This is a genomic window from Ammoniphilus sp. YIM 78166 (genome assembly GCF_004522215.1).
In the GTDB taxonomy this organism is placed as follows: domain Bacteria; phylum Bacillota; class Bacilli; order Aneurinibacillales; family RAOX-1; genus YIM-78166.
On sequence record NZ_SDLR01000002.1, the window covers coordinates 1,055,666 to 1,075,332 of the forward strand.

The window sequence follows — 19,667 nt, forward strand, 5'->3', positions numbered from 1 at the left end:
CCTCTGGAGAGAGCGATTAAGCCACCAAAGGGGATACTTCTGCCAATGTCAGAAGTGAAACTCTCAGGTAAAAGGACAGAGGAAAGGTAGAATATTTTTTATTCTACTTTTCCTCTGTCTTTTTTTGTACTTATCAAAAAGTATAATACGCATAAATGCTACGCCAGTAGCTTTCTTATGTTGGGGGAAAGTAGGGAAAAAGGAGGGAAATATGAAGTTGAGGATAACGGAAGCCGCACAATTCGAGCTGCAAAAACTTACTATTCCGGAGGGGATGGCCGTACGTTTAGATGCAGATTTATCGGGGTGCTGTACGTGGAATTTCACGGTAAAGCTGATCCTTGATGAACAGAGGAGAAATGATTCCTCCCTTACGGAGGGGAATGTCCCTTTTTTTATTGATCATTTCACCAAAAGATATTTAGGTGAAGATCTGTTGCTAGATTTTGAGGCTTCTACTGGTTTTTCGATCAAAAGCGACGAAGATGTTTTTGCTTGTGAATCAAGTGGAATCTACCAATTAACGACCTAGGGGTCAATTCATTAGGGGGTTACGAATAGGATGACTGAAAAACTAGTAAAAGAAGTAGATGTACTTGTCATAGGTTCGGGTCCCGGTGGTTATGTGGCGGCCATTCGGGCGTCTCAACTCTGAAAAAGTGTAACCATCGTGGATAAAGATACGGTTGGCGGTGTTTGTTTAAATCGGGGATGTATTCCTTCGAAGGCCCTGATTTCAGCAGCACACCGTTATGAAATCGTAAGGGAGTCGGACGAACTCGGGATTAAAGCGGAAGGGGTTCACATCGATTTCGGTAGGGTTCAGGAATGGAAAAAAAGTGTAGTTAATAAGTTAACGAATGGCGTTAGTTCTTTATTGAAAGGAAATCGCATAGCAAAAATAGCTGGAGAGGCATCTTTTATCCATGAAAATGAAGTGAGAGTGACCCATGGCGAGGGGGAGACGTTTTATCGGTTCAATCATTGCATCATAGCCACGGGTTCTCGGCCGGTTGAATTAAAAGCTTTTCCTTACGGGGGAAGGATCCTGTCTTCCACTGAAGCACTAGATCTTCAAGAAATTCCTAAACGTCTGGTTGTGATTGGTGGAGGTTATATTGGGATGGAATTAGGGCAAACCTACGCTAAGTTTGGGACCGAAGTGACGATTCTGGAGGGAGCGGACTCGATCTTGCCGGGATTTGAAAAAGAAATGCCCCGTTTTCTAGGGCGAAGCTTGAAAAAGCTGGGAGTCCAGGTGTTCACCCAGGCCATCGCACAAAGTGCCGAACAGACGGATACGGAAGTGACGGTTACCTTCACCGCAAAAGGAGAAGAGAGAAAAGTAACCGCCGATTACTTATTAGTCACCGTGGGTCGTCGACCCAATATTGATCAATTAGGGCTTGAAGCCCTTCAATTGAAAACAACGGAGCGCGGGTTAATTGCAGTCGACCAGCAGTGCAGAACGAGCATTCCCCATATTTATGCCATCGGCGATATTGTAGAAGGACCGGCGTTAGCACACAAAGCGTCGTATGAAGGAAAAGTAGCCGCCGAGGTCATTGCGGGAGAGGAAAGTGCCGTTAACTATAAAGCGATTCCCGCTGTTGTGTTCTCTGATCCTGAAATAGCGAGTGTAGGATTGAATGAGACTCAAGCGAAAGATCAAGGATACACGGTTATGATAGGGAAATTTCCCTATGCTGCGAATGGTCGTGCCTTATCTCAGCATGCGGGTGATGGATTTGTAAAAATCATTGGTGATAAAGAGTCGGGTTTGGTGCTTGGGGCTCAAATTGTTGGACCTGAAGCTTCCAATCTGATTGCCGAAGTGGCCCTAGCTATTGAGGCAGGAATTCCTTTAAAAGAGATTGCACATACGATTCATGCTCATCCTAGCTTAGGGGAGATTGTGATGGAAGCGGCCGAAGGCGCGCTTGGCGAGGCGATTCATCAGATCAGTAACTCGAAATAGATTCGACTTTTGGAGGTCATTATGGTGAAAACGGGAACTTTGGATGTAAAACGAGGAATGGCCGAAATGCAAAAAGGCGGCGTCATTATGGATGTCGTGAACGCTGAACAAGCAAAAATTGCGGAGCAAGCCGGGGCGGTGGCTGTTATGGCCTTAGAACGGGTTCCATCGGATATCCGGGCGATGGGTGGAGTAGCTCGTATGGCTGATCCCAGCATTATAGAGGAAGTGATGAAGGCTGTCTCGATCCCAGTCATGGCCAAAGCCAGGATAGGGCATATCGTTGAAGCTAAGGTCCTTGAAGCTTTAGGGGTAGATTATATAGATGAAAGTGAAGTCTTAACTCCAGCGGATGAAGTGTTTCATATTAATAAAAAAGAGTTTACGGTTCCTTTTGTTTGCGGGGCCCGGGACTTAGGAGAAGCTTTGCGAAGAATTGGAGAAGGAGCATCCATGATTCGGACCAAAGGGGAGCCCGGTACGGGTAATATTGTAGAAGCGGTCCGGCACCAACGGATGATACAAAGCCAGATTCGAAAAGTACAAGCGATGTCTTATGATGAATTAATGGCAGAAGCCAAACATCTAGGGGCACCTTATGAATTGCTCGAATGGATTCATACAAATGGAAAGTTGCCCGTGGTGAACTTTGCTGCGGGTGGAGTGGCTACTCCTGCTGATGCTGCCTTAATGATGGAACTGGGATCGGACGGTGTTTTTGTGGGGTCCGGGATCTTTAAATCCGAAAACCCGGAGCGTTTTGCCAAGGCGATTGTCGAGGCGACCACTCATTATCAGGATTATGACTTGATTGGACAATTATCCAAAAACCTAGGAACGGCTATGAAAGGAATCGAAATTTCCCGTCTTCTCGAAAACGAGCGGATGGCTGTTCGCGGTTGGTAAACGCTGCAATGAAGGATGTGAAGGGGAGAACTCTCTTTCACATCCACACAATCTAAATATTGAGTTGGAGAAGAAATGGCCATGACAGAAATAAAAAAACTTGATCAAGAAAATATTCGATCGGTAAGATTTTGCTCCAATAATAAACAGCATCGCGTGTTCGGCTACAATAGCTTGAAATGGTACTGCAGTGAATGCGGCATTCAATGGGCGATCGATCGTTATTCGGGCAGCATCCAGTCTTATCAATACTTGGTGGATGGTACAAAGGAATTGCTTGAAGAGGTCTCTGTGGAAACGTTTTTGGAAAGGAAGGAACAGTATTAAGATTTAAAATAAACTTGACAATATATTTTCTATGATTTAATATAATAAATAAGTATTGAATTTAATAAATGCGATTGATTATTGCGGGAGAGACTGAACGCTTGCGTTTGGCACCGAAGGAGCAAGTCCTAAAAAACCTTAGGAACTAAACTCTCAGGTAAAAGGACCGCAATAGGACGCACCTCTGGAGAGAGCGATTGGGCCACCAAAGGGGAAGGTTCTTGTGTTCAGGAACTAAACTCTCAGGTAAAAGGACAGAGGAAGGGTAGAATGTAAGTTACATCTATCTTTCCTCTGTCCTTTTTGCGTTGAGAAAGATAGGTAGTAAGTTAGATTTCAACTTCTTATTATGGCGGATGATGATTGTGGGAGAGACTGAACCGGTAAGGTCAGCACCGAAGGAGCAAGTCCTAAAAAACCTTAGGAACTAAACTCTCAGGTAAAAGTACTGCAATTGGACGCACCTCTGGAGAGAGCGATAAGCCACCAAAGGGGAAGGTTCTTGTATAAAAAGAGCTAATCTCTCAGGTAAAAAGGACAGAGGAAGGGTAAAAGTAGATTGATTTCATTTTTACCTTTCCTCTGTCTTTTTTGGGGGAAAGAATAGAACTGGTGTTCTTATTTAGAGCGTGAAGGAGGCTGTCTGGATGAGTTTAGAGAATCATGACTATGAAATTTATGAAGCGATTGAAAAGGAAAGAAACAGACAGAATACGACATTGGAATTGATTGCCTCGGAAAATTTTGTAAGTCAAGAAGTCATGGATGCCATGGGATCGGTTCTTACAAACAAGTATGCGGAAGGGTATCCAGGCAAGCGATATTACGGTGGCTGCGAGTTCGTTGATGTGGTAGAAAGGCTGGCCATTGAACGGCTAACGGAGTTATTTGATGCGAAGTATGCCAATGTCCAGCCTCATTCCGGTGCACAGGCAAATACGGCCGTCTATTATTCCTTACTTCATCCCGGAGATAAGATTATGGGGATGAACTTATCCCATGGTGGCCATTTAACTCATGGAAGTCCGGTCAGCATTTCTGGGAAGTGGTTTGATGTTGTGGCTTACGGGGTCAGAGAGGATACTCATCTCATCGATTACGATGAACTGGAAACGATTGCTCTTCGCGAACAGCCTAAATTAATCATCGCAGGGGCTAGCGCCTATCCGCGTGTGATTGATTTTGCCAGATTTAAAGAGATTGCCGACAAGGTGGGTGCCCGTTTGATGGTGGATATGGCTCACATTGCCGGTCTAGTGGCAGTAGGTCTGCATCCATCTCCGGTTCCGTATGCAGATGTAGTGACCAGTACCACCCATAAAACCTTGCGTGGGCCACGCGGCGGCATTGTGCTGACGAATGATGAAGAAATCATCAAAGGGATTAACAAATCGATTTTCCCAGGGCTGCAAGGTGGACCGCTTATGCATGTCATCGCAGCCAAGGCGGTTTCGTTTAAAGAAGCATTGCAACCGAGTTTCAAGGATTATGCAGCACAAGTAGTCAGGAATGCTTCTGTGCTAGCGGAAACGCTGAAGGCCGAAGGGGCTGTCTTGGTTTCCGGAGGAACCGACAATCACTTGCTGATGATCGATGTGCGTCCATGGGGACTAACGGGAAAAGAAGCGGAGCGTTTATTGGAAGAAGCGGGTATTACCGTCAATAAGAATACGATCCCTTATGATCCGGCAAGCCCCTTTGTTACGAGCGGGATTCGAATCGGAACGGCAGCCATTACCTCCCGAGGCATGAAAGAACAAGACATGGTTACGATTGCCCAAGCCATAGCAGACGTGTTGAAAACCAAAGGCGATGCAGGGGTAGTCACGAGGCACAGAGGAAGAATCCAGCAATTGTGCGAAGCTTATCCCCTATATGAACGTGTGAGAGTCTAGTAAAAAGGGAGGCATGGGATCTATGTTGTACAACAGCTGCTTTGATATTATCGGACCTATTATGGTTGGACCTTCTAGTTCACATACAGCAGGCGTTGTATCGATTGGAAAGTTTGTCTATGACTTCCTCGAAGGCTCCCCTGATCAGGTAACCATCGTTTTCTACGATTCCTTCGCGGAGACGCATAAAGGACATGGAACAGATAAAGCCATCATTGGTGGATTGATTGGAATGGATACAGACGATGTTCGGATTCGGGATGCGGTGGAAATGGCGGAGGAGCAGGGGATCGAGATCCGTTATGTGTTGGAAAATCAGTGTCCCTACTACGATCACCCGAATACAGTTCTCATTCAGACAAAGAAAAATGGGGAAACCGAAACGATCGGCGGAGTTTCCTTAGGCGGAGGGATATCGAAAATCTTCCATATTAATGGCTTTAGCGTCGATATTCCGCTGAATGCTGCCTATGACTTGGATCAGTTGAAGGAATATAAACGAAATCTTATTTATTCTTAGTTTGCGAGGAAGATGCGACATGGATATCCAATCAATGAATGAATTGCTCAACCATTGCGAACGAGAGAAGAAAAGTATAGCGGAAATCATGCTGGAGATCGAAATCTCCAAGTCAAAGCGAGATCGAGAACTGATCGTTCACATGATGAAAGAACGTTTAATCAAAATGAAAGAGGCCGTGGATCTAGGAGTATCCGATCGGTCGACGGCACCAAGCGGCATTTCTGGTGGGGATGCTTACTTGATGGGGCAATATCAAAACAAAGGCGATGTTCTTAGTGGTCCTTATATCGCCGATGCCATGCGGTTCGCGTTCGCCACATCGGAAAGCAATGCTCGCATGGGGGTCATCGTTGCGACTCCGACAGCCGGGTCGGCCGGGATATTACCTGGCTGCTTATTTTCCCTTTATGAGAATGGCAGCTTCACCTATGAACAATTGGTGATGGGGTTGTTTACCGCAAGCGCCATCGGATATGTGATCGCGAACCGTGCGTTTATCGCCGGTGCAGCAGGCGGATGTCAAGCCGAGGTGGGTTCGGCCACCGCTATGGCGGCTGCGGCGATTGTAGAACTCAAAGGCGGGACTCCTCATCAGGCTGTTCATGCCGCGGCGATCGCTTTAAAGTCGATGCTGGGATTGGTTTGTGATCCGGTTGCTGGATTAGTAGAAGTCCCCTGCATCAAACGCAATGTTATAGGCACGTCAATTGCTTTTTCGGCTGCCGATATCGGCTTGGCTGGGGTGGAAAGCCGGATTCCTTGCGATGAGGTCATCGCCGCCATGTACGATATTGGAAAGAACATGCCTCGTACCCTGAGGGAAACCGCATTGGGTGGACTGGCCATCACGCCGACGGGAGAAAAGATTAAGAAACGGATAGTAGAACAAAAGACAAATGAGGAGGGGTGGACAGGATGGAAGGGTTAAAACGAACGCCACTATATCCGCTCTATGAAAAATATGGCGGGAAAACGGTAGATTTCGGCGGCTGGGAGCTCCCCGTTCAGTTTAGCAGCATTATGGAAGAACATCATGCAGTTCGAAATCGTGCGGGTCTATTTGATGTTTCCCATATGGGTGAAGTGATCATGAAGGGGCCGGATGCAAAAAAAGCCGTTCAGCGGCTGGTTACGAATGATGTCAACTCGCTTCGGGAAAATCAGGCTTTGTATGCGGCAATGTGTTACCCAGACGGCGGAACCGTTGATGATTTACTCGTTTATAAGCTCAAGGAAGATGAGTATCTGTTAGTCATTAATGCATCCAATATTGGAAAGGATGTTTCCTGGATCATCGAGCAATCCACCGGGGATCTCACCATCGAAAACGTATCCTCTAAGATCGCTCAATTGGCCTTGCAAGGTCCGAAAGCGGAAGAAATTCTGCAGACTTTGACTTCCTTTGACTTATCGGAGATTAAATTCTTTCATTTCCAAGAAAAGCTGGATATTGCCGGGATTTCAACTCTTGTATCGCGTACCGGCTATACGGGTGAAGATGGATTCGAGCTTTATGTCGATGCCGCGGATGCTTGCAATCTGTGGGAAAAGATCTTGGATGCAGGCAAAGATGCTGTCCTGCCCTGCGGCTTAGGAGCGCGAGACACGTTGCGGTTTGAAGCCAAGCTTCCTCTTTACGGCCAAGAGCTGGGGAAGGATATTAGCCCGCTCGAAGCGGGGATCGGCTTTGCGGTGAAAGTAGAAACCGAGGAAGATTTTATTGGAAAAGAAGCCCTTATCCAGCAAAAAGAAAAAGGGATTCCTCGCAAATTAGTTGGCATTGAAATGGTAGGGCGCGGGATTCCGCGTACGGGTTATCCGGTTTATGCTAGCGGAGCAGCTCTGGAGGATGAGCCTATTGGCTATATCACATCAGGAACCCAATCCCCTACTTTAAAGAAGAATCTGGGCTTAGCCCTGATCCGTACCGACTTTTCGAAGCTGGGTACGCCACTCGAGGTTGAAATTCGAGGGAAACGGGTGGATGCGGTTACGATCAAATCCCCTTTCTATAAGAGATAAATCTATTAAACTACACATGTTGGAGGAGTAATCATGAGTCAAGTAATAGCTAGCTTACAATACAGCAAGGAGCATGAATGGGTAGAGGTGTTAGGCGAAAACCGAGTAAAAATCGGCATTACGGACTTCGCCCAGAATCAGTTAGGGGATATTGTCTTCGTTGAAATTCCACAAGCCAATGAAGAGGTCACCGCAGGTCAAAGCATGGGAACGATCGAATCGGTAAAAGCGGTATCGGAAATCTTTTCCCCGGTAAGCGGCAGAGTCGTTGAAGTGAACAGCGCGTTAGAGGACGCACCGGAAACCATTAACGGAGAGCCGTACAGCGGAGGCTGGATGGTCGTCGTTGAGCTGAGTCAACCGGATGAATTAAAAGAGCTTATGACAGCAGAGCAATATACTTCATTTACCGAGGAGGAATAAGACGTGAAGCATCGCTACCTTCCCATGACCCTAGAAGACAAGAAAGAGATGTTGTCCTTTCTTGGGATTGAAGACGTCCGTGAGTTGTTTTCGGATATTCCAGAAGAAGTTCGATTTAAGGGCTCACTAAATATTCCGAAGGCTCTATCTGAACCGGAAACGGTGAAGCACTTTACCCGATTGGCCAATAAAAATGTAAATAGCTCCGAGTATGCGTATTTTCTTGGAGCTGGGATTTATGACCATTATATTCCAAGTACGGTCAATCACGTCATTTCCCGATCCGAATTTTATACGGCTTACACGCCTTATCAGCCGGAGATTAGCCAAGGAGAGCTGCAAGCGATCTTTGAATTTCAGACGATGATTTGCGAGTTAACCGGTATGGATGTGGCTAACTCTTCGATGTATGACGGTCCTACCGCCCTTGCGGAAGCAGCCAACTTAGCCGTCGGCGGAGCCAAAGGGAAAAAGATCGTGATCTCCAAAGCGGTTCATCCGGAAGCAAGAGCCATTCTAAAAGTCAATGCCAAAGGACAAAGCTACGACGTCGTAGAGATCGATGTCAAGAATGGAGTAACGGATCTCAAAGCTTTAGAACAAGCGGTGGATGAACATACCGCTGGAGTGATCGTCCAGTACCCTAACTTTTTCGGGTCCATTGAAGATTTAGCTGCCGTGGAAAAAATCGCCCATCAATACAAAGGAATGTTTATCGTGAGTTCCAATCCGCTGGCATTAGGCACATTGCAGCCCCCTGGGGCATTCCAAGCGGACATTGTGGTGGGGGATGCCCAGCCATTCGGGATCCCGATGCAGCTCGGAGGCCCTTCTTGCGGATATTTTGCCGTCAGAGAAAAATGGATGCGCAAAATTCCGGGACGGATCGTCGGACAAACGGTAGACCAAGAAGGAAAGCGCGGCTTCGTCTTGACCTTGCAGGCGCGTGAACAGCATATCCGCCGTGAAAAGGCGACATCCAATATTTGCTCCAACCAGGCATTGAATGCCTTGGCCGCTTCCGTGGCGATGTCCGCCATTGGCAAGCAAGGGATTCAAGAAATGTCTAGGATGAATATCGAAAAAACGTATTATGCAAAGGCCCAAATTGCAGGCTTAGCCGGCTATAAGATCGCGTTCGATACTCCTGTCTTTAATGAGTTTGTCGTCAAGGTTCCCGGCAGTGTAACGGAAATCAATCAAGCTCTGTTAGAACGTAAGATCGTGGGAGGGTATGACCTCGGACGGGATTATCCGGAGCTTGCAGGCCATATGCTATTGGCGGTAACGGAAGCGCGCACCAAGGAAGAAATTGATTCCTTAGTACAAGGATTGGAGGAGATCGGACGTGCTTAACAACAAGGAAAAATCTCTTATTTTTGAAATGAGCAAATCAGGTCGAGCAGCCTATAGCCTGCCCGACAGTGATGTTCCTTCTATGGATCTGACATCCGAGATTCCGGCACACCTGATCCGCCAAACCCCGGCGGAATTGCCGGAAGTATCCGAGCTTGATCTGATGCGGCACTATACGGAATTGTCTAATCGTAATCATGGCATCGATTCCGGGTTTTATCCCCTTGGATCCTGCACGATGAAATATAATCCGAAAATCAATGAAGATGTGGCCCGTTATGCGGGATTTGCCAAAATTCACCCGTATCAGGTAGAGGAAACAATTCAGGGAGCGCTCCAGGTTCTTTACGATCTGCAGACGGAGCTCGCGGAAATCACGGGCATGGATGCCGTAAGCCTCCAGCCTGCGGCAGGAGCGCAAGGCGAATGGACAGCGTTGATGATGATCCGCGCCTACCATGAAAGCCGTGGGGAAAAGCGAGACAAAGTGATAATTCCAGATACGGCGCATGGAACCAACCCCGCGAGTGCATCGGTTGCGGGATTAGAAACCATCACCATTTCCTCGGATGAAAATGGAAATGTCAATTTGGAAGAATTGCGAAAAGTGGTAGGTCCAGATACAGCAGCGTTGATGCTGACCAACCCGAGTACGCTAGGGCTATTTGAAGAAAACATACTCGAAATTGCCGATATCGTCCACCAGGCCGGCGGCATGCTTTATTACGATGGAGCGAATACGAACGCCATTTTAGGAATTGCCCGTCCGGGAGATATGGGATTCGATGTGGTTCACTTGAATCTGCATAAGACCTTTACAGGTCCTCATGGCGGTGGCGGCCCCGGCTCCGGTCCGATCGGTTGCAAGAAAGAACTGATTCCTTTCATGCCTCGTCCAGAAGTCGTTAAAGAGGGAGACACCTATCGACTGAACTATGACATGCCGAATTCGATTGGCCGAGTAAAGGCTTTCTACGGCAATTTTGGGATCAACTTGCGTGCCTTTGTCTATATTCGCTCGAATGGTCCGGACGGATTACTTCGCGTGTCCGAGGAAGCCGTATTGAATGCCAATTACATGATGCGAAAATTGGCTCCTTATTACGATTTGCCATATGACCGCATTTGCAAGCATGAGTTTGTTTTATCGGGAAGAAAGCAAAAGAAGCTGGGGGTAAGAACGCTGGATATCGGCAAGCGATTGCTTGATTTCGGCTATCACCCGCCAACCATTTACTTCCCGCTCATCGTTGAAGAATGTATGATGATCGAGCCGACGGAAACCGAATCGAAAGAAACGCTCGATGAGTTTATTGAGGCGATGATCCAGATCGCCAAAGAAGCGGAGGAGAATCCGGAAATCATCCTGGAGGCGCCTCACCATACGGTCATTTCCCGACTAGATGAAGTCGCGGCAGCACGTAAGCCGATCCTCAGGTACAAGAAACCGACAGGAGAACAGGTAGCGGAAAGGAGTACGGCACATGAGCTTGTCCAAGCGTGAGGCCAAGCCGGAATGGCTAAAGATTAAGCTTCATACCAATGAAGAGTTTAAGGAAATCAAGGCCATCATGCGCGGGAAAGAGCTTCATACCGTCTGCGAAGAAGCTAAGTGTCCCAACATTTATGAATGCTGGAGCAACCGAACGGCCACCTTTATGATTTTGGGAAGCATCTGCACCCGGGCCTGCCGTTTCTGTGCCGTCACGACAGGACTGCCGACGGAATTAGATGGGGAGGAGCCGCTTAAGGTGGCCACAGCAACCAAACAAATGGGACTCCAGCACGTCGTCGTAACTTCGGTTGCCAGAGACGATCTGGCAGACGGAGGAGCTTCCATCTTTGCTGAAACGATCAAGGCCATCCGAAGAATGAATCCGTTGACGGGAATCGAGGTATTGATTCCTGACTTCGGAGGAGATTCCACTGCGCTGGAAGTGGTTCTTCGGGCCAAACCGGATATCCTCAACCACAATATCGAAACCGTGGAGCGATTGTCTGATCAAGTTCGGGCGAAAGCAAAGTATTCTCGCTCTCTAGCCTTACTACGAAATGCAAAGGAATTGGGCATAAACCAGAAGACCAAGTCTAGCATTATGGTTGGCTTAGGGGAAACGAAACCAGAAATCCTAGAGACCATGTATGATTTGCGCCATGTCGATTGCGATATCTTGACTATAGGGCAGTATTTACAGCCCACAAAAAGACATCTTCCCGTAAGAAAATATTATTCGCCGGAAGAATTTGCTGAGTTTCGCGAGATTGGGATGAAAATGGGGTTTGCGCATGTAGAATCGGGTCCTTTGGTTCGAAGCTCTTACCATGCCCATGAGCAAGTGCAAAAGGCTGCCGTAGGAAGGTAAATCAATGTAACAGCCATCTGGATTGAAACTCCAGATGGTATCCTCTTATGGTCACCTGGAAGCGCATACACCTAAATCAATGAATGGGGGAGAGCCTTTGGAGAAAAAAATCAATGTGAATCGAGCCGTATTACTTATTTCCTGCCCTGAAAAACCAGGGATTATCTCGGTGGTGTCTAGCTTTCTATTAGATCATCAAGCTAATATTGTCCAATTCGATCAACACACAACGGATCCACGAAGCGGCTTGTTTTTTATGCGGATTGAGTTTGATTTGGAGGATTTCGATCGTTCCTTTCAGCAGATTGAACAGGATTTACCCATGTTAGCTCGGGACTATGCGATGGACTGGACCTTAAACAGTGAGAAAAAAATAAAACGAATGGCTATCTTTGTTTCAAAAACGGATCATTGTCTGCTGGAACTGCTTTGGCGGTGGAAATCAAAAGAAATCTTGGTGGACATCCCTCTCGTGATTAGCAACCACCTGGATTTAAAGGAAACCGTAGAAGCCTATGGGATCCCTTATTATCATATTCCCTTGACTAATGATACAAAAGAGGAAGCGGAACAGAAAACCTTAGAGATTTTATCTGATAAAGTTGATTTTATCGTCCTGGCAAGGTATATGCAAATTTTGTCCCCTCATTTTATTTCAAAATACCAAAATCAAATCATTAACATCCACCATTCGTTTTTACCGGCCTTCGTGGGGGCCAATCCGTATGCGAAGGCTTTCCATCGAGGCGTGAAATTAATTGGGGCAACAGCCCATTATGTCACGAATGACCTCGATGAAGGGCCTATTATACAGCAAGATGTCCTCCGGGTGAATCACCGTTATACAGCCGAGGACTTAAAGGTTGCAGGGCGCCACGTGGAAAGAACAGTGCTTGCCCAAGCCGTTTCCTGGCATGTGGAAGATAAGGTGCTGGTTCACGGCAATAAAACCATTGTGTTCACATCCTAGAGCCTATTTCCGGAGAATTTCAGGTGGTCAAGATACTTGGATTAAACCTAATCGGAGGGGACGATTTAGATGGAAATATTGGGGCTTTTGAACAAGATGAATAGTATCCTTTGGGGAACACCAAGTTTAATCTTCCTATTCGGTACGGGGTTATTCTTAACGATGAGGTTAAGGGGTCTTCAATTCCGAAGACTGCTCTATGCTTTTAAGTTAGGGTTTACCAAAGAAGGGCAGTCTACTTCAAATGATGAAGGGGATGTCAGTAACTTTAAGGCATTAATGACTGCCTTAGCCGGAACGATTGGAATTGGAAATATTGCTGGTGTTGCCAGTGCTGTAACGATTGGCGGACCCGGAGCGATTTTCTGGATGTGGATCGTGGGTCTGCTGGGCATGGCGACAAAATACGCCGAAGCCTTGCTTGCCATGAAATACAGAGTTAAAAATGAAAACGGTGAGTTTTCGAGCGGTCCCATGTATTATGTGGAAAAAGGACTCGGCAAGAAGTTCAAATGGCTGGCCGTGGCTTTTGCTGTATTCGGTTCTTTTGCCGCATTAGGGATCGGCAATAGTGTTCAGTCTAACACCATCGCGAATGTCATGGAAACATCGTTTAATGTGAGCAATATTGTAACAGGTATGGTCTTAGTCGTTTTAGCGGGGTTAATTACTTTTGGTGGAATTCAGCGAATTAGTTCCGTAGCAGGATTTTTCGTGCCGATTATGGCTGTTTTATATGTAGGTGGTTCACTCATGATATTAGGTATAAATTATGAGCAAATTATTCCTGCCTTTCAATTAATTTTTTATTATGCATTTAATCCGATTGCTGCAACCGGTGGTTTTGTTGGAATCGTGGTTTCTGAAGCCATTCGGAACGGCGTGTCTCGCGGAATTTTTTCGAATGAGGCGGGTCTGGGTACGGCAGCGTTAATCGCAGGAAACGCAAAAACCGATCACCCTGTCAAACAAGCTCTTGTTGCGATGACGGGTACCTTTATCGTCACGATTATCGTGTGTACCATGACAGGCTTAGTATTAGTGATTTCAGGATATTGGGATACAACCGGCGGGTTGTTATCCGGTGTGGCGCATGACGGAAGTCTTGCCGGTGGGGCATTGACACAAGCAGCCTTTGCATCCGCACTCGGTAAAACAGGGGAATATATTGTAGCCTTTTCCATTATCTTTTTTGGCTTCTCTACGATTATTGGTTGGTATGTGTATGGTGAAAAATGTTTTGAATACATAGTAGGAACTAAAGGTATTTTAGCCTACCGTACTGTCTATGTTATCGCAACCGGAATTGGAGCTGTTGCGAATCTTTCAACCGTTTGGGCCTTTGCAGATATGGCGAACGCCTTGATGATGATTCCCAACTTAATCGCTCTCATCTTATTAAGTAAAGTGGTTGTAAATGAAACTAATGATTTTTTTGAGAATCATTATAATGCAGGAGTAACGGAAAAGAAGCAAGCGAGTTAACTCGAGACAATTTGTTAAAACTCACGAACAACAGCTTGTTTTTTTAACTAAATATTCTGTTAAACTATCATGTTATATTTAAGTAGAGATCTCAAAGCAATGGGATCTCTTTTTATATTAGGGAGGTATGCTAAATGAAACTAGAATTAATATTTATTAAGAGTGAAGAACGTGTAAGGGGGTGTATCTATGATGAACCTTAGTTATAATCATCCCTTGAGAAGAAGTTTGATAAAACAACTCATATTTATTGATGAAAATCGACTTGACCTAGTGGATATGTATTTGGCGGCAACACCAATTAAAGATAAAGATTACAACTTTTTTGGTCGATATATCTTAGAAGTGGAAAAGTTTTTAAGAGAATTTGATTATAGCTTTTCTCAAAAATTAGAGACTGTTTTTATTGGGAGTGAAGTTACTTTATATTACGTTGAGGAAAATCAACTAGATCAATATACGATTTGTTTTCCAGAGCAATCAAATCCAGATAGTAAATGTATTTCCTTGTTTTCACCGATCGGAAGACAAATCATTTTAAAGGGAATCAATGAATTAATCCGCCTTACTACACCGAATGGCGAAGCTAATGTAATCATCAAAGATATTGAATTTAAGCAATACTGTTAGCTATTATTTGGTAGATTTCCGTATAGAAAGAAAAGACTTGAGTCTCTATCTGAAGACTCAAGTCTTTTTTCTGTTTAAGTTGTAGTTCACTAAATCACTAAAGGGATGTCCCTTTCATCTTCCTCCAAAGAGTGGTCCGGCTAATTCCTAATAGATCCGCAGCCTTTTCTCGGTTTCCATCGCAGCGGGCCAAGGCTTGCTGAATCAGCTCTGCTTCTGTAACCGTTTCTTCTTCTTGATCCTCCGGTTGGGAGGAGAGAGAATGCGTTGGGAATAGGGCCATATACATGGTTTTGTGAATTACTTCCCGTGTGAGCTTTTCCCCCTCAATCAGCACCTGAAAACGCTCCGCTACATTTTCTAATTCTCGAACATTTCCCGGCCAGTGATAGGAAAGAAGCATGTCGAAATCCATGTCTGCCACTTTGGCCGCGAGCCTTTCATTGCTCTTGATAAAATGCTCAAACAGCTTGGGTATATCCTCTACGCGCCGGCGCAAGGGGGGGATAGAGAGCTGGAGGACACTGATTCGGAAATATAAATCTTCACGGAATTCACCCTCCTTGATGCATTTCAGCAGATCCTTGTTAGATGCAGCGATAATCCGCACATCAATAGGGATGACTTGATCGCCGCCTATCCGAACGATCTCTTTTTCCTGAAGGACGCGAAGAAGTCTGGATTGCAAATGCAAAGGGAGCTCGCTAATTTCGTCTAAGAAAATGGTTCCTTGATGGGCTAATTCAAAGAGACCGATTTTCCCGCCTTTTCGGGCTCCTGTAAAGGAACCTTCCTCGTACCCGAATAGCTCACTGTCTATGAGGTTCTCCGGAAGCGCTGCGCAATTCACGGCTACGAAGGGCTGTTGGTTACGCGCACTGGCCCGGTGGATGCTTTGGGCAAAGAGCTCCTTTCCCGTCCCGGATTCACCATGAATGAGAATGGATGAGCTCGCTCGACTAAACTTCTTGGCTTGCAGGATCGTTTCTTGCAGGGCTGCGCTAGTCCCGATAATATCGCTAAATCCATAATTGGCAATCATTGGCTTCTGATTAATTTTTTTGCGGATCTTTCGTTCCATCTCCTGCAAGTTAGCAACGTCATCAAGGGCTAGGATGTGTCCCATATTTTCGCCATGCAAATTGACCGGGACAACATCTATCGCTAGCTTCTTTTGATTATGCTCAAAAAGCAGGTTGTATTGTGGTTCCTTCCCTAGGAGATTGGAATTTTTTTCCTGGAGATCTGGCAAAATCTCAAGCAAATTTTTCCCTATTGCTTGTTTGCTTTTGATTCCGAGGAGCTGCTCCGTCATCTTGCTCATAATTTTGATCTTAGCGTGGGCATCCGTGGAAATAATCCCGCTACGGTTTAAGTCTACGATCGTCTTGAACTGAGCGAACTTCTCCATCTCCGTCCGATAGGTTTTCAAGATATTATAAGCAAACTGAAAAGCACTGGTCATGGAACGCGGCGTGTAATAAAAGACACCTTGCATGCCGTATCGGGGAGCGGATTCACAGACCCAACTTCCCCCTACCACATGCTTGACCCCTTCCCCTTGCAGTTTCTCTAGGAGGGCAGCCGCTTCTTGAAAATCTTGAAAAGCGATTTGTCGAATCTTTACTTTTATCAGGTCGGAGAACCTGGAGATATCTTCAATATTTTCTCGGAAATTCATGACAATGATTTCCTCAGCATCGATTTGGTCGATAAGCTCTAACAAGTCAAACCCGGTCACCTTTACCTGTACAACAAAGTTTGTAATCATTTTTCTGATGTAGGATGCACTCCGGTCTCCGCTTATGACAATCGTGCCAGGTTCAAAAAATGATTGTAAATCCCGGAAGGAATCCGGTGAGGTAAGAAACTGAAGGGGCAGTTCGGTGACTTCGTATTCAACCCAAGGAGGAAGATTAATCAAAGCCTGCTTGGCTAGGCTGGAGAATGGAGCATAACCAACGATAACAATTTTGGGATTCATATAAGCCTCCATGGAGATAAGTGTAGGATTTTGTAACCAATTATACATGAATTCAGAAAAGAATGAAACAATTGAAACTTGGATTGTTTCATTCGAAACGAAATCTTTCGATCATGGGGCGAAAAGACTTGATCTGATAGGGGGAAACTTTGGCATTAAAATTGCTAGAGATATAGGTGAGACCAAACGGAACCGAAGAGCCGAAAGGAGGCGGATGCAACCAGATGTCCGGCAAATTTAAACACAACCTGGGAGAGATTTAACCATGAGTAGAGAGTACCTGTATGTTGAGAAAGAAGGAGCGATAGCAACGCTCTACATTAATCGCCCTGATAAAAGGAACGCGTTCAACTATGATATGTGGCATGCGCTTCCAGGATTGCTAGACGATGTAGAACGTGATGACAAGATGAAAGTTTTGGTCCTTCGAGGAGTTGATGACAGTGCTTTTGTTGCGGGTGCAGATATTGCTGAGTTCACGACCTTGCGTGCGACGGACGAGGGCGAGCGAAAGTATAACGAGGCCGTTATCGAGGCGGAAGCCGCGCTCTCCCGATTCTCGAAGCCAACGATCGCGATGGTTCAAAAATATTGCATCGGAGGAGGTTGTATTCTGGCCCTGGCTTGCGACCTGAAATTTAGTTCGGAAACCGGGATCTTTGGGATCACACCGGCCAAGTTAGGCATTATTTATACTTTTTCCGGGACAAAGAATCTCGTTGATTTAGTCGGTCCTGCTAGAGCGAAGGATATGCTGTACTCTGGACGTGAGCTTGGAGCGCAAGAAGCTTATCAATATGGCTTGATTGACCGAATTTACTCTAGTGAAGAGATTGTTGAGAAGACCTACGCCTATGCGCAGCTTCTGACCACACGAGCTCAAAAGACCATTAAAGGAGCCAAAATAATTATTAAGGAAGTTATGAATGGTGCAACAAAGGAAACAGCGGAGATAAGTGAATTAGTTTCGGGATCCTATGCATCCACGGACTATAAAGAAGGAGTCAAAGCCTTTCTGGAGAAAAGGCAGCCACAGTTTAGTGAAGTGTAAAGGAGAGGGTTACCATGTTAAGCCAAGAAAATAACGAACTCTTAACGCAAGTCACAGGAAACGCCCCGATGGCCCAGTTTATGCGCCAATTTTGGGTGCCCGCGGTCCGTGCGGCCCGGCTGGAGCCGGATGGCGATCCGATACGCGTCCGCTTGTTTGGCCATAACTATGTGGCGTTTCGGGGCCGGGATGGACAAGCGGGATTCTTTGATGAAGCGTGCCCGCACCGCCGGGTGTCGCTGACGCTCGCGCGGAATGAAGATAACGCGTTAACCTGCTTGTACCACGGCTGGAAGTTCCACGTTTCCGGGCAGGTGGTTGATGCCCCGACGGAGCCGCCAGAGCGGGTGGAATCGTTTTGCAAGAAGGTGCCGCTGAAGAGCTACCCGCTGCGGGAAGCGGGCGGCGTGGTGTGGGTGTGGCTGGGTCAGGGCGAACCGACGCAATTTCCTGCGTTCGAATTTACGGNTGTCCGTGCGGCCCGGCTGGAGCCGGATGGTGATCCGATACGCATCCGCTTGTTTGGCCATAACTATGTGGCGTTTCGGGGCCAGGATGGACAAGCGGGATTCTTTGATGAAGCGTGCCCGCACCGCCGGGTGTCGCTGACGCTCGCGCGGAATGAAGATAACGCCTTGACCTGCTTGTACCATGGGTGGAAGTTTCACGTATCCGGGCAGGTGATCGACGCCCCGACGGAGCCGCCGGATCGGGTGGAATCGTTTTGCAAGAAGGTGCCGCTGAAGAGCTACCCGCTGCGGGAAGCGGGCGGCGTGGTGTGGGTGTGGCTGGGCCAGGGCGAACCGACGCAATTTCCTGCGTTCGAATTTACGGGCTTGCCGGACTCGCATCTCTTGATTCGGATTGCAGAAATTGATTGCAACTGGCTGCAAGTACTGGAAGGAACGGTGGATTCCGCGCACGTGTCGACGCTGCATAAGTCGTGGGTGGAAAAGGTCGGAGCGACCGTCTCCAAGACCAAGCACGACTTAGCTCCACGCTATGTGATCGATCCCCAACCTTATGGCTACCGAGCGGGAGCGTTGCGCGACATGCCGGATGGCTCGAAGTACGTAAGGATTTCCGAATATGTGCAACCGTGGTACTCGTTCATTCCAAAATCGCCAGAAGAAAACCATATTGCTTCGTTTGTCATTCCGGTCGATGACCACAAGTGCGTACAGTGGTTTGTGTTCTACAACTATAACCGTCCACTGACGTATGAGGACATCGCGATAACCGAGCGCCAATTTGGGATTGACCATAACTTATCTCCGGACAACTTCTATGCCGGGAATAAGGAAGGGCGCTGGNTCTCCGGACAACTTCTATGCCGGGAATAAGGAAGGGCGCTGGGAGCAGGATCGGAAAAAGCTTGGCACCCACTTCACGGGGATGTACGGGGTGCTGGTGGAAGACTACGTCATTGCGGAGAGCATGGGGCCGATCTCGGATCGAACGCAGGAATACCTGGGGTCCAGCGATGCGTTGATCGCAAAGATCCGCTGGCATCTGCTGAAGGCAGTTCGAGACATCCAGGAAGGAAAGGTCCCGAGCGGATTGGACGAGGAAATTGATTATCTGGGGATTCGCTCGACCAACGCGGTGATGTCGGCGGACATGGATTGGCGCTTAGCTCCGAAATAAGGATAATAATTCTTATATGACACTCAGGTCGAAAGATTGTATAATTTGAATACCTATGTCGAATTCGTTTTCTACGCCCCCATTGCAGGGGGTGTAGGAGTGATCTG

At 46.7% G+C, this 19,667-nt stretch carries 18 protein-coding genes, 1 pseudogene and 5 riboswitches; of the genes and pseudogenes, 18 read left to right on the forward strand and 1 reads right to left on the reverse strand.

The window, feature by feature from the left end; translation table 11 throughout:
• Positions 1 to 82, forward strand: a riboswitch (glycine riboswitch).
• Between the two features lie 129 nt (positions 83 to 211).
• The 15 genes and pseudogenes from EIZ58_RS11315 (at position 212) to EIZ58_RS11385 (ending at position 14,878) form a co-directional block, all read left to right on the forward strand.
• A complete protein-coding gene (locus EIZ58_RS11315; protein WP_134700895.1) occupies positions 212 to 532 on the forward strand; it encodes an iron-sulfur cluster biosynthesis family protein in 321 nt (106 codons plus the stop codon).
• A 30-nt stretch (positions 533 to 562) separates the two neighbouring features.
• A pseudogene (lpdA, locus tag EIZ58_RS11320) lies at positions 563 to 1,978 on the forward strand (dihydrolipoyl dehydrogenase).
• Positions 1,979 to 1,999: 21 nt separating this feature from the next.
• Positions 2,000 to 2,884, forward strand: coding sequence for a pyridoxal 5'-phosphate synthase lyase subunit PdxS (pdxS, locus tag EIZ58_RS11325; protein ID WP_134700896.1), 885 nt, complete (start codon positions 2,000 to 2,002; stop codon positions 2,882 to 2,884).
• Positions 2,885 to 2,965: 81 nt separating this feature from the next.
• Complete coding sequence (locus EIZ58_RS11330) at positions 2,966 to 3,211, forward strand: hypothetical protein (RefSeq protein ID WP_134700897.1); 246 nt, start codon at positions 2,966 to 2,968, stop codon at positions 3,209 to 3,211.
• 74 nt (positions 3,212 to 3,285) lie between these two features.
• A riboswitch (glycine riboswitch) is annotated at positions 3,286 to 3,390 on the forward strand.
• A 2-nt stretch (positions 3,391 to 3,392) separates the two neighbouring features.
• Positions 3,393 to 3,472, forward strand: a riboswitch (glycine riboswitch).
• A 95-nt stretch (positions 3,473 to 3,567) separates the two neighbouring features.
• Positions 3,568 to 3,672: riboswitch (glycine riboswitch) on the forward strand.
• A 2-nt stretch (positions 3,673 to 3,674) separates the two neighbouring features.
• Positions 3,675 to 3,755, forward strand: a riboswitch (glycine riboswitch).
• A 103-nt stretch (positions 3,756 to 3,858) separates the two neighbouring features.
• Positions 3,859 to 5,106, forward strand: a complete 1,248-nt coding sequence (glyA, locus tag EIZ58_RS11335) for a serine hydroxymethyltransferase (RefSeq protein WP_134700898.1) — start codon at positions 3,859 to 3,861, stop codon at positions 5,104 to 5,106.
• A gap of 22 nt (positions 5,107 to 5,128) precedes the next feature.
• Positions 5,129 to 5,626 carry an L-serine ammonia-lyase, iron-sulfur-dependent subunit beta gene (gene sdaAB, locus EIZ58_RS11340; protein WP_134700899.1) on the forward strand — a complete coding sequence of 166 codons (498 nt, stop codon included), beginning with the start codon at positions 5,129 to 5,131 and terminating at the stop codon, positions 5,624 to 5,626.
• A gap of 19 nt (positions 5,627 to 5,645) precedes the next feature.
• Entirely contained in the window at positions 5,646 to 6,557 is a 912-nt protein-coding gene (gene sdaAA, locus EIZ58_RS11345; protein WP_134700900.1) for an L-serine ammonia-lyase, iron-sulfur-dependent, subunit alpha, read from the forward strand.
• Complete coding sequence (gene gcvT, locus EIZ58_RS11350) at positions 6,545 to 7,651, forward strand: glycine cleavage system aminomethyltransferase GcvT (RefSeq protein ID WP_134700901.1); 1,107 nt, start codon at positions 6,545 to 6,547, stop codon at positions 7,649 to 7,651. The genes sdaAA and gcvT overlap by 13 nt, the downstream gene beginning before the upstream one ends.
• Positions 7,652 to 7,684: 33 nt before the next feature.
• Positions 7,685 to 8,074, forward strand: coding sequence for a glycine cleavage system protein GcvH (gene gcvH, locus EIZ58_RS11355; protein WP_134700902.1), 390 nt, complete (start codon positions 7,685 to 7,687; stop codon positions 8,072 to 8,074).
• Positions 8,075 to 8,077: 3 nt separating this feature from the next.
• Positions 8,078 to 9,430: an aminomethyl-transferring glycine dehydrogenase subunit GcvPA gene (gene gcvPA / locus EIZ58_RS11360; protein WP_134700903.1), complete on the forward strand. Its 1,353-nt coding sequence runs from the start codon at positions 8,078 to 8,080 to the stop codon at positions 9,428 to 9,430.
• Positions 9,423 to 10,934 (forward strand): aminomethyl-transferring glycine dehydrogenase subunit GcvPB, encoded by a 1,512-nt coding sequence (gene gcvPB / locus EIZ58_RS11365; RefSeq protein ID WP_134700904.1) that lies wholly within the window; start codon positions 9,423 to 9,425, stop codon positions 10,932 to 10,934. The genes gcvPA and gcvPB overlap by 8 nt, the downstream gene beginning before the upstream one ends.
• Positions 10,915 to 11,793, forward strand: a complete 879-nt coding sequence (lipA, locus tag EIZ58_RS11370) for a lipoyl synthase (protein ID WP_134700905.1) — start codon at positions 10,915 to 10,917, stop codon at positions 11,791 to 11,793. Before gcvPB ends, lipA begins: the two co-directional genes overlap by 20 nt.
• Before the next feature lie 79 nt (positions 11,794 to 11,872).
• On the forward strand, positions 11,873 to 12,763 hold the full coding sequence (gene purU, locus EIZ58_RS11375) for a formyltetrahydrofolate deformylase (RefSeq protein WP_205672163.1): 891 nt from the start codon (positions 11,873 to 11,875) through the stop codon (positions 12,761 to 12,763).
• A 69-nt stretch (positions 12,764 to 12,832) separates the two neighbouring features.
• Positions 12,833 to 14,248: an alanine/glycine:cation symporter family protein gene (locus EIZ58_RS11380; RefSeq protein WP_205672143.1), complete on the forward strand. Its 1,416-nt coding sequence runs from the start codon at positions 12,833 to 12,835 to the stop codon at positions 14,246 to 14,248.
• A 189-nt stretch (positions 14,249 to 14,437) separates the two neighbouring features.
• Positions 14,438 to 14,878 carry a GreA/GreB family elongation factor gene (locus tag EIZ58_RS11385; RefSeq protein WP_134700907.1) on the forward strand — a complete coding sequence of 147 codons (441 nt, stop codon included), beginning with the start codon at positions 14,438 to 14,440 and terminating at the stop codon, positions 14,876 to 14,878.
• Positions 14,879 to 14,975: 97 nt separating this feature from the next.
• Here the strand turns inward: EIZ58_RS11385 and EIZ58_RS11390 are convergent, their stop codons facing one another.
• Complete coding sequence (locus EIZ58_RS11390) at positions 14,976 to 16,862, reverse strand: sigma 54-interacting transcriptional regulator (protein WP_167577618.1); 1,887 nt, start codon at positions 16,860 to 16,862, stop codon at positions 14,976 to 14,978.
• Positions 16,863 to 17,127: 265 nt separating this feature from the next.
• Here EIZ58_RS11390 and EIZ58_RS11395 point away from each other — a divergent pair, with 265 nt between their 5' ends.
• The 3 genes from EIZ58_RS11395 to EIZ58_RS34805 all read left to right on the forward strand — a co-directional run bounded on the left by EIZ58_RS11395 (position 17,128) and on the right by EIZ58_RS34805 (position 19,560).
• Positions 17,128 to 17,913, forward strand: coding sequence for an enoyl-CoA hydratase-related protein (locus tag EIZ58_RS11395; RefSeq protein WP_134700909.1), 786 nt, complete (start codon positions 17,128 to 17,130; stop codon positions 17,911 to 17,913).
• An 80-nt stretch (positions 17,914 to 17,993) separates the two neighbouring features.
• The gene (locus EIZ58_RS33250) at positions 17,994 to 19,256 is read left to right on the forward strand and encodes a Rieske 2Fe-2S domain-containing protein (protein WP_483296326.1); all 1,263 of its coding nucleotides are present in this window, start codon (positions 17,994 to 17,996) and stop codon (positions 19,254 to 19,256) included.
• 52 nt (positions 19,257 to 19,308) lie between these two features.
• A complete protein-coding gene (locus EIZ58_RS34805; RefSeq protein WP_167577620.1) occupies positions 19,309 to 19,560 on the forward strand; it encodes a hypothetical protein in 252 nt (83 codons plus the stop codon).
• Positions 19,561 to 19,667: the final 107 nt, after the last annotated feature.

Coding starts and splice junctions, on each gene's coding strand:
- purU (WP_205672163.1), top strand. CDS start 11,873: ATGAATGGGGGAGAGCCTTTGGAGAAAAAAATCAATGTGAATCGAGCC.
- EIZ58_RS11390 (WP_167577618.1), bottom strand. CDS start 16,862: ATGAATCCCAAAATTGTTATCGTTGGTTATGCTCCATTCTCCAGCCTA.
- sdaAB (WP_134700899.1), top strand. CDS start 5,129: ATGTTGTACAACAGCTGCTTTGATATTATCGGACCTATTATGGTTGGA.
- EIZ58_RS11395 (WP_134700909.1), top strand. CDS start 17,128: ATGAGTAGAGAGTACCTGTATGTTGAGAAAGAAGGAGCGATAGCAACG.
- EIZ58_RS11385 (WP_134700907.1), top strand. CDS start 14,438: ATGATGAACCTTAGTTATAATCATCCCTTGAGAAGAAGTTTGATAAAA.
- gcvH (WP_134700902.1), top strand. CDS start 7,685: ATGAGTCAAGTAATAGCTAGCTTACAATACAGCAAGGAGCATGAATGG.
- EIZ58_RS11330 (WP_134700897.1), top strand. CDS start 2,966: ATGACAGAAATAAAAAAACTTGATCAAGAAAATATTCGATCGGTAAGA.
- lipA (WP_134700905.1), top strand. CDS start 10,915: ATGAGCTTGTCCAAGCGTGAGGCCAAGCCGGAATGGCTAAAGATTAAG.
- EIZ58_RS34805 (WP_167577620.1), top strand. CDS start 19,309: ATGTACGGGGTGCTGGTGGAAGACTACGTCATTGCGGAGAGCATGGGG.
- EIZ58_RS11380 (WP_205672143.1), top strand. CDS start 12,833: ATGGAAATATTGGGGCTTTTGAACAAGATGAATAGTATCCTTTGGGGA.
- EIZ58_RS11315 (WP_134700895.1), top strand. CDS start 212: ATGAAGTTGAGGATAACGGAAGCCGCACAATTCGAGCTGCAAAAACTT.
- gcvT (WP_134700901.1), top strand. CDS start 6,545: ATGGAAGGGTTAAAACGAACGCCACTATATCCGCTCTATGAAAAATAT.
- glyA (WP_134700898.1), top strand. CDS start 3,859: ATGAGTTTAGAGAATCATGACTATGAAATTTATGAAGCGATTGAAAAG.
- sdaAA (WP_134700900.1), top strand. CDS start 5,646: ATGGATATCCAATCAATGAATGAATTGCTCAACCATTGCGAACGAGAG.
- pdxS (WP_134700896.1), top strand. CDS start 2,000: ATGGTGAAAACGGGAACTTTGGATGTAAAACGAGGAATGGCCGAAATG.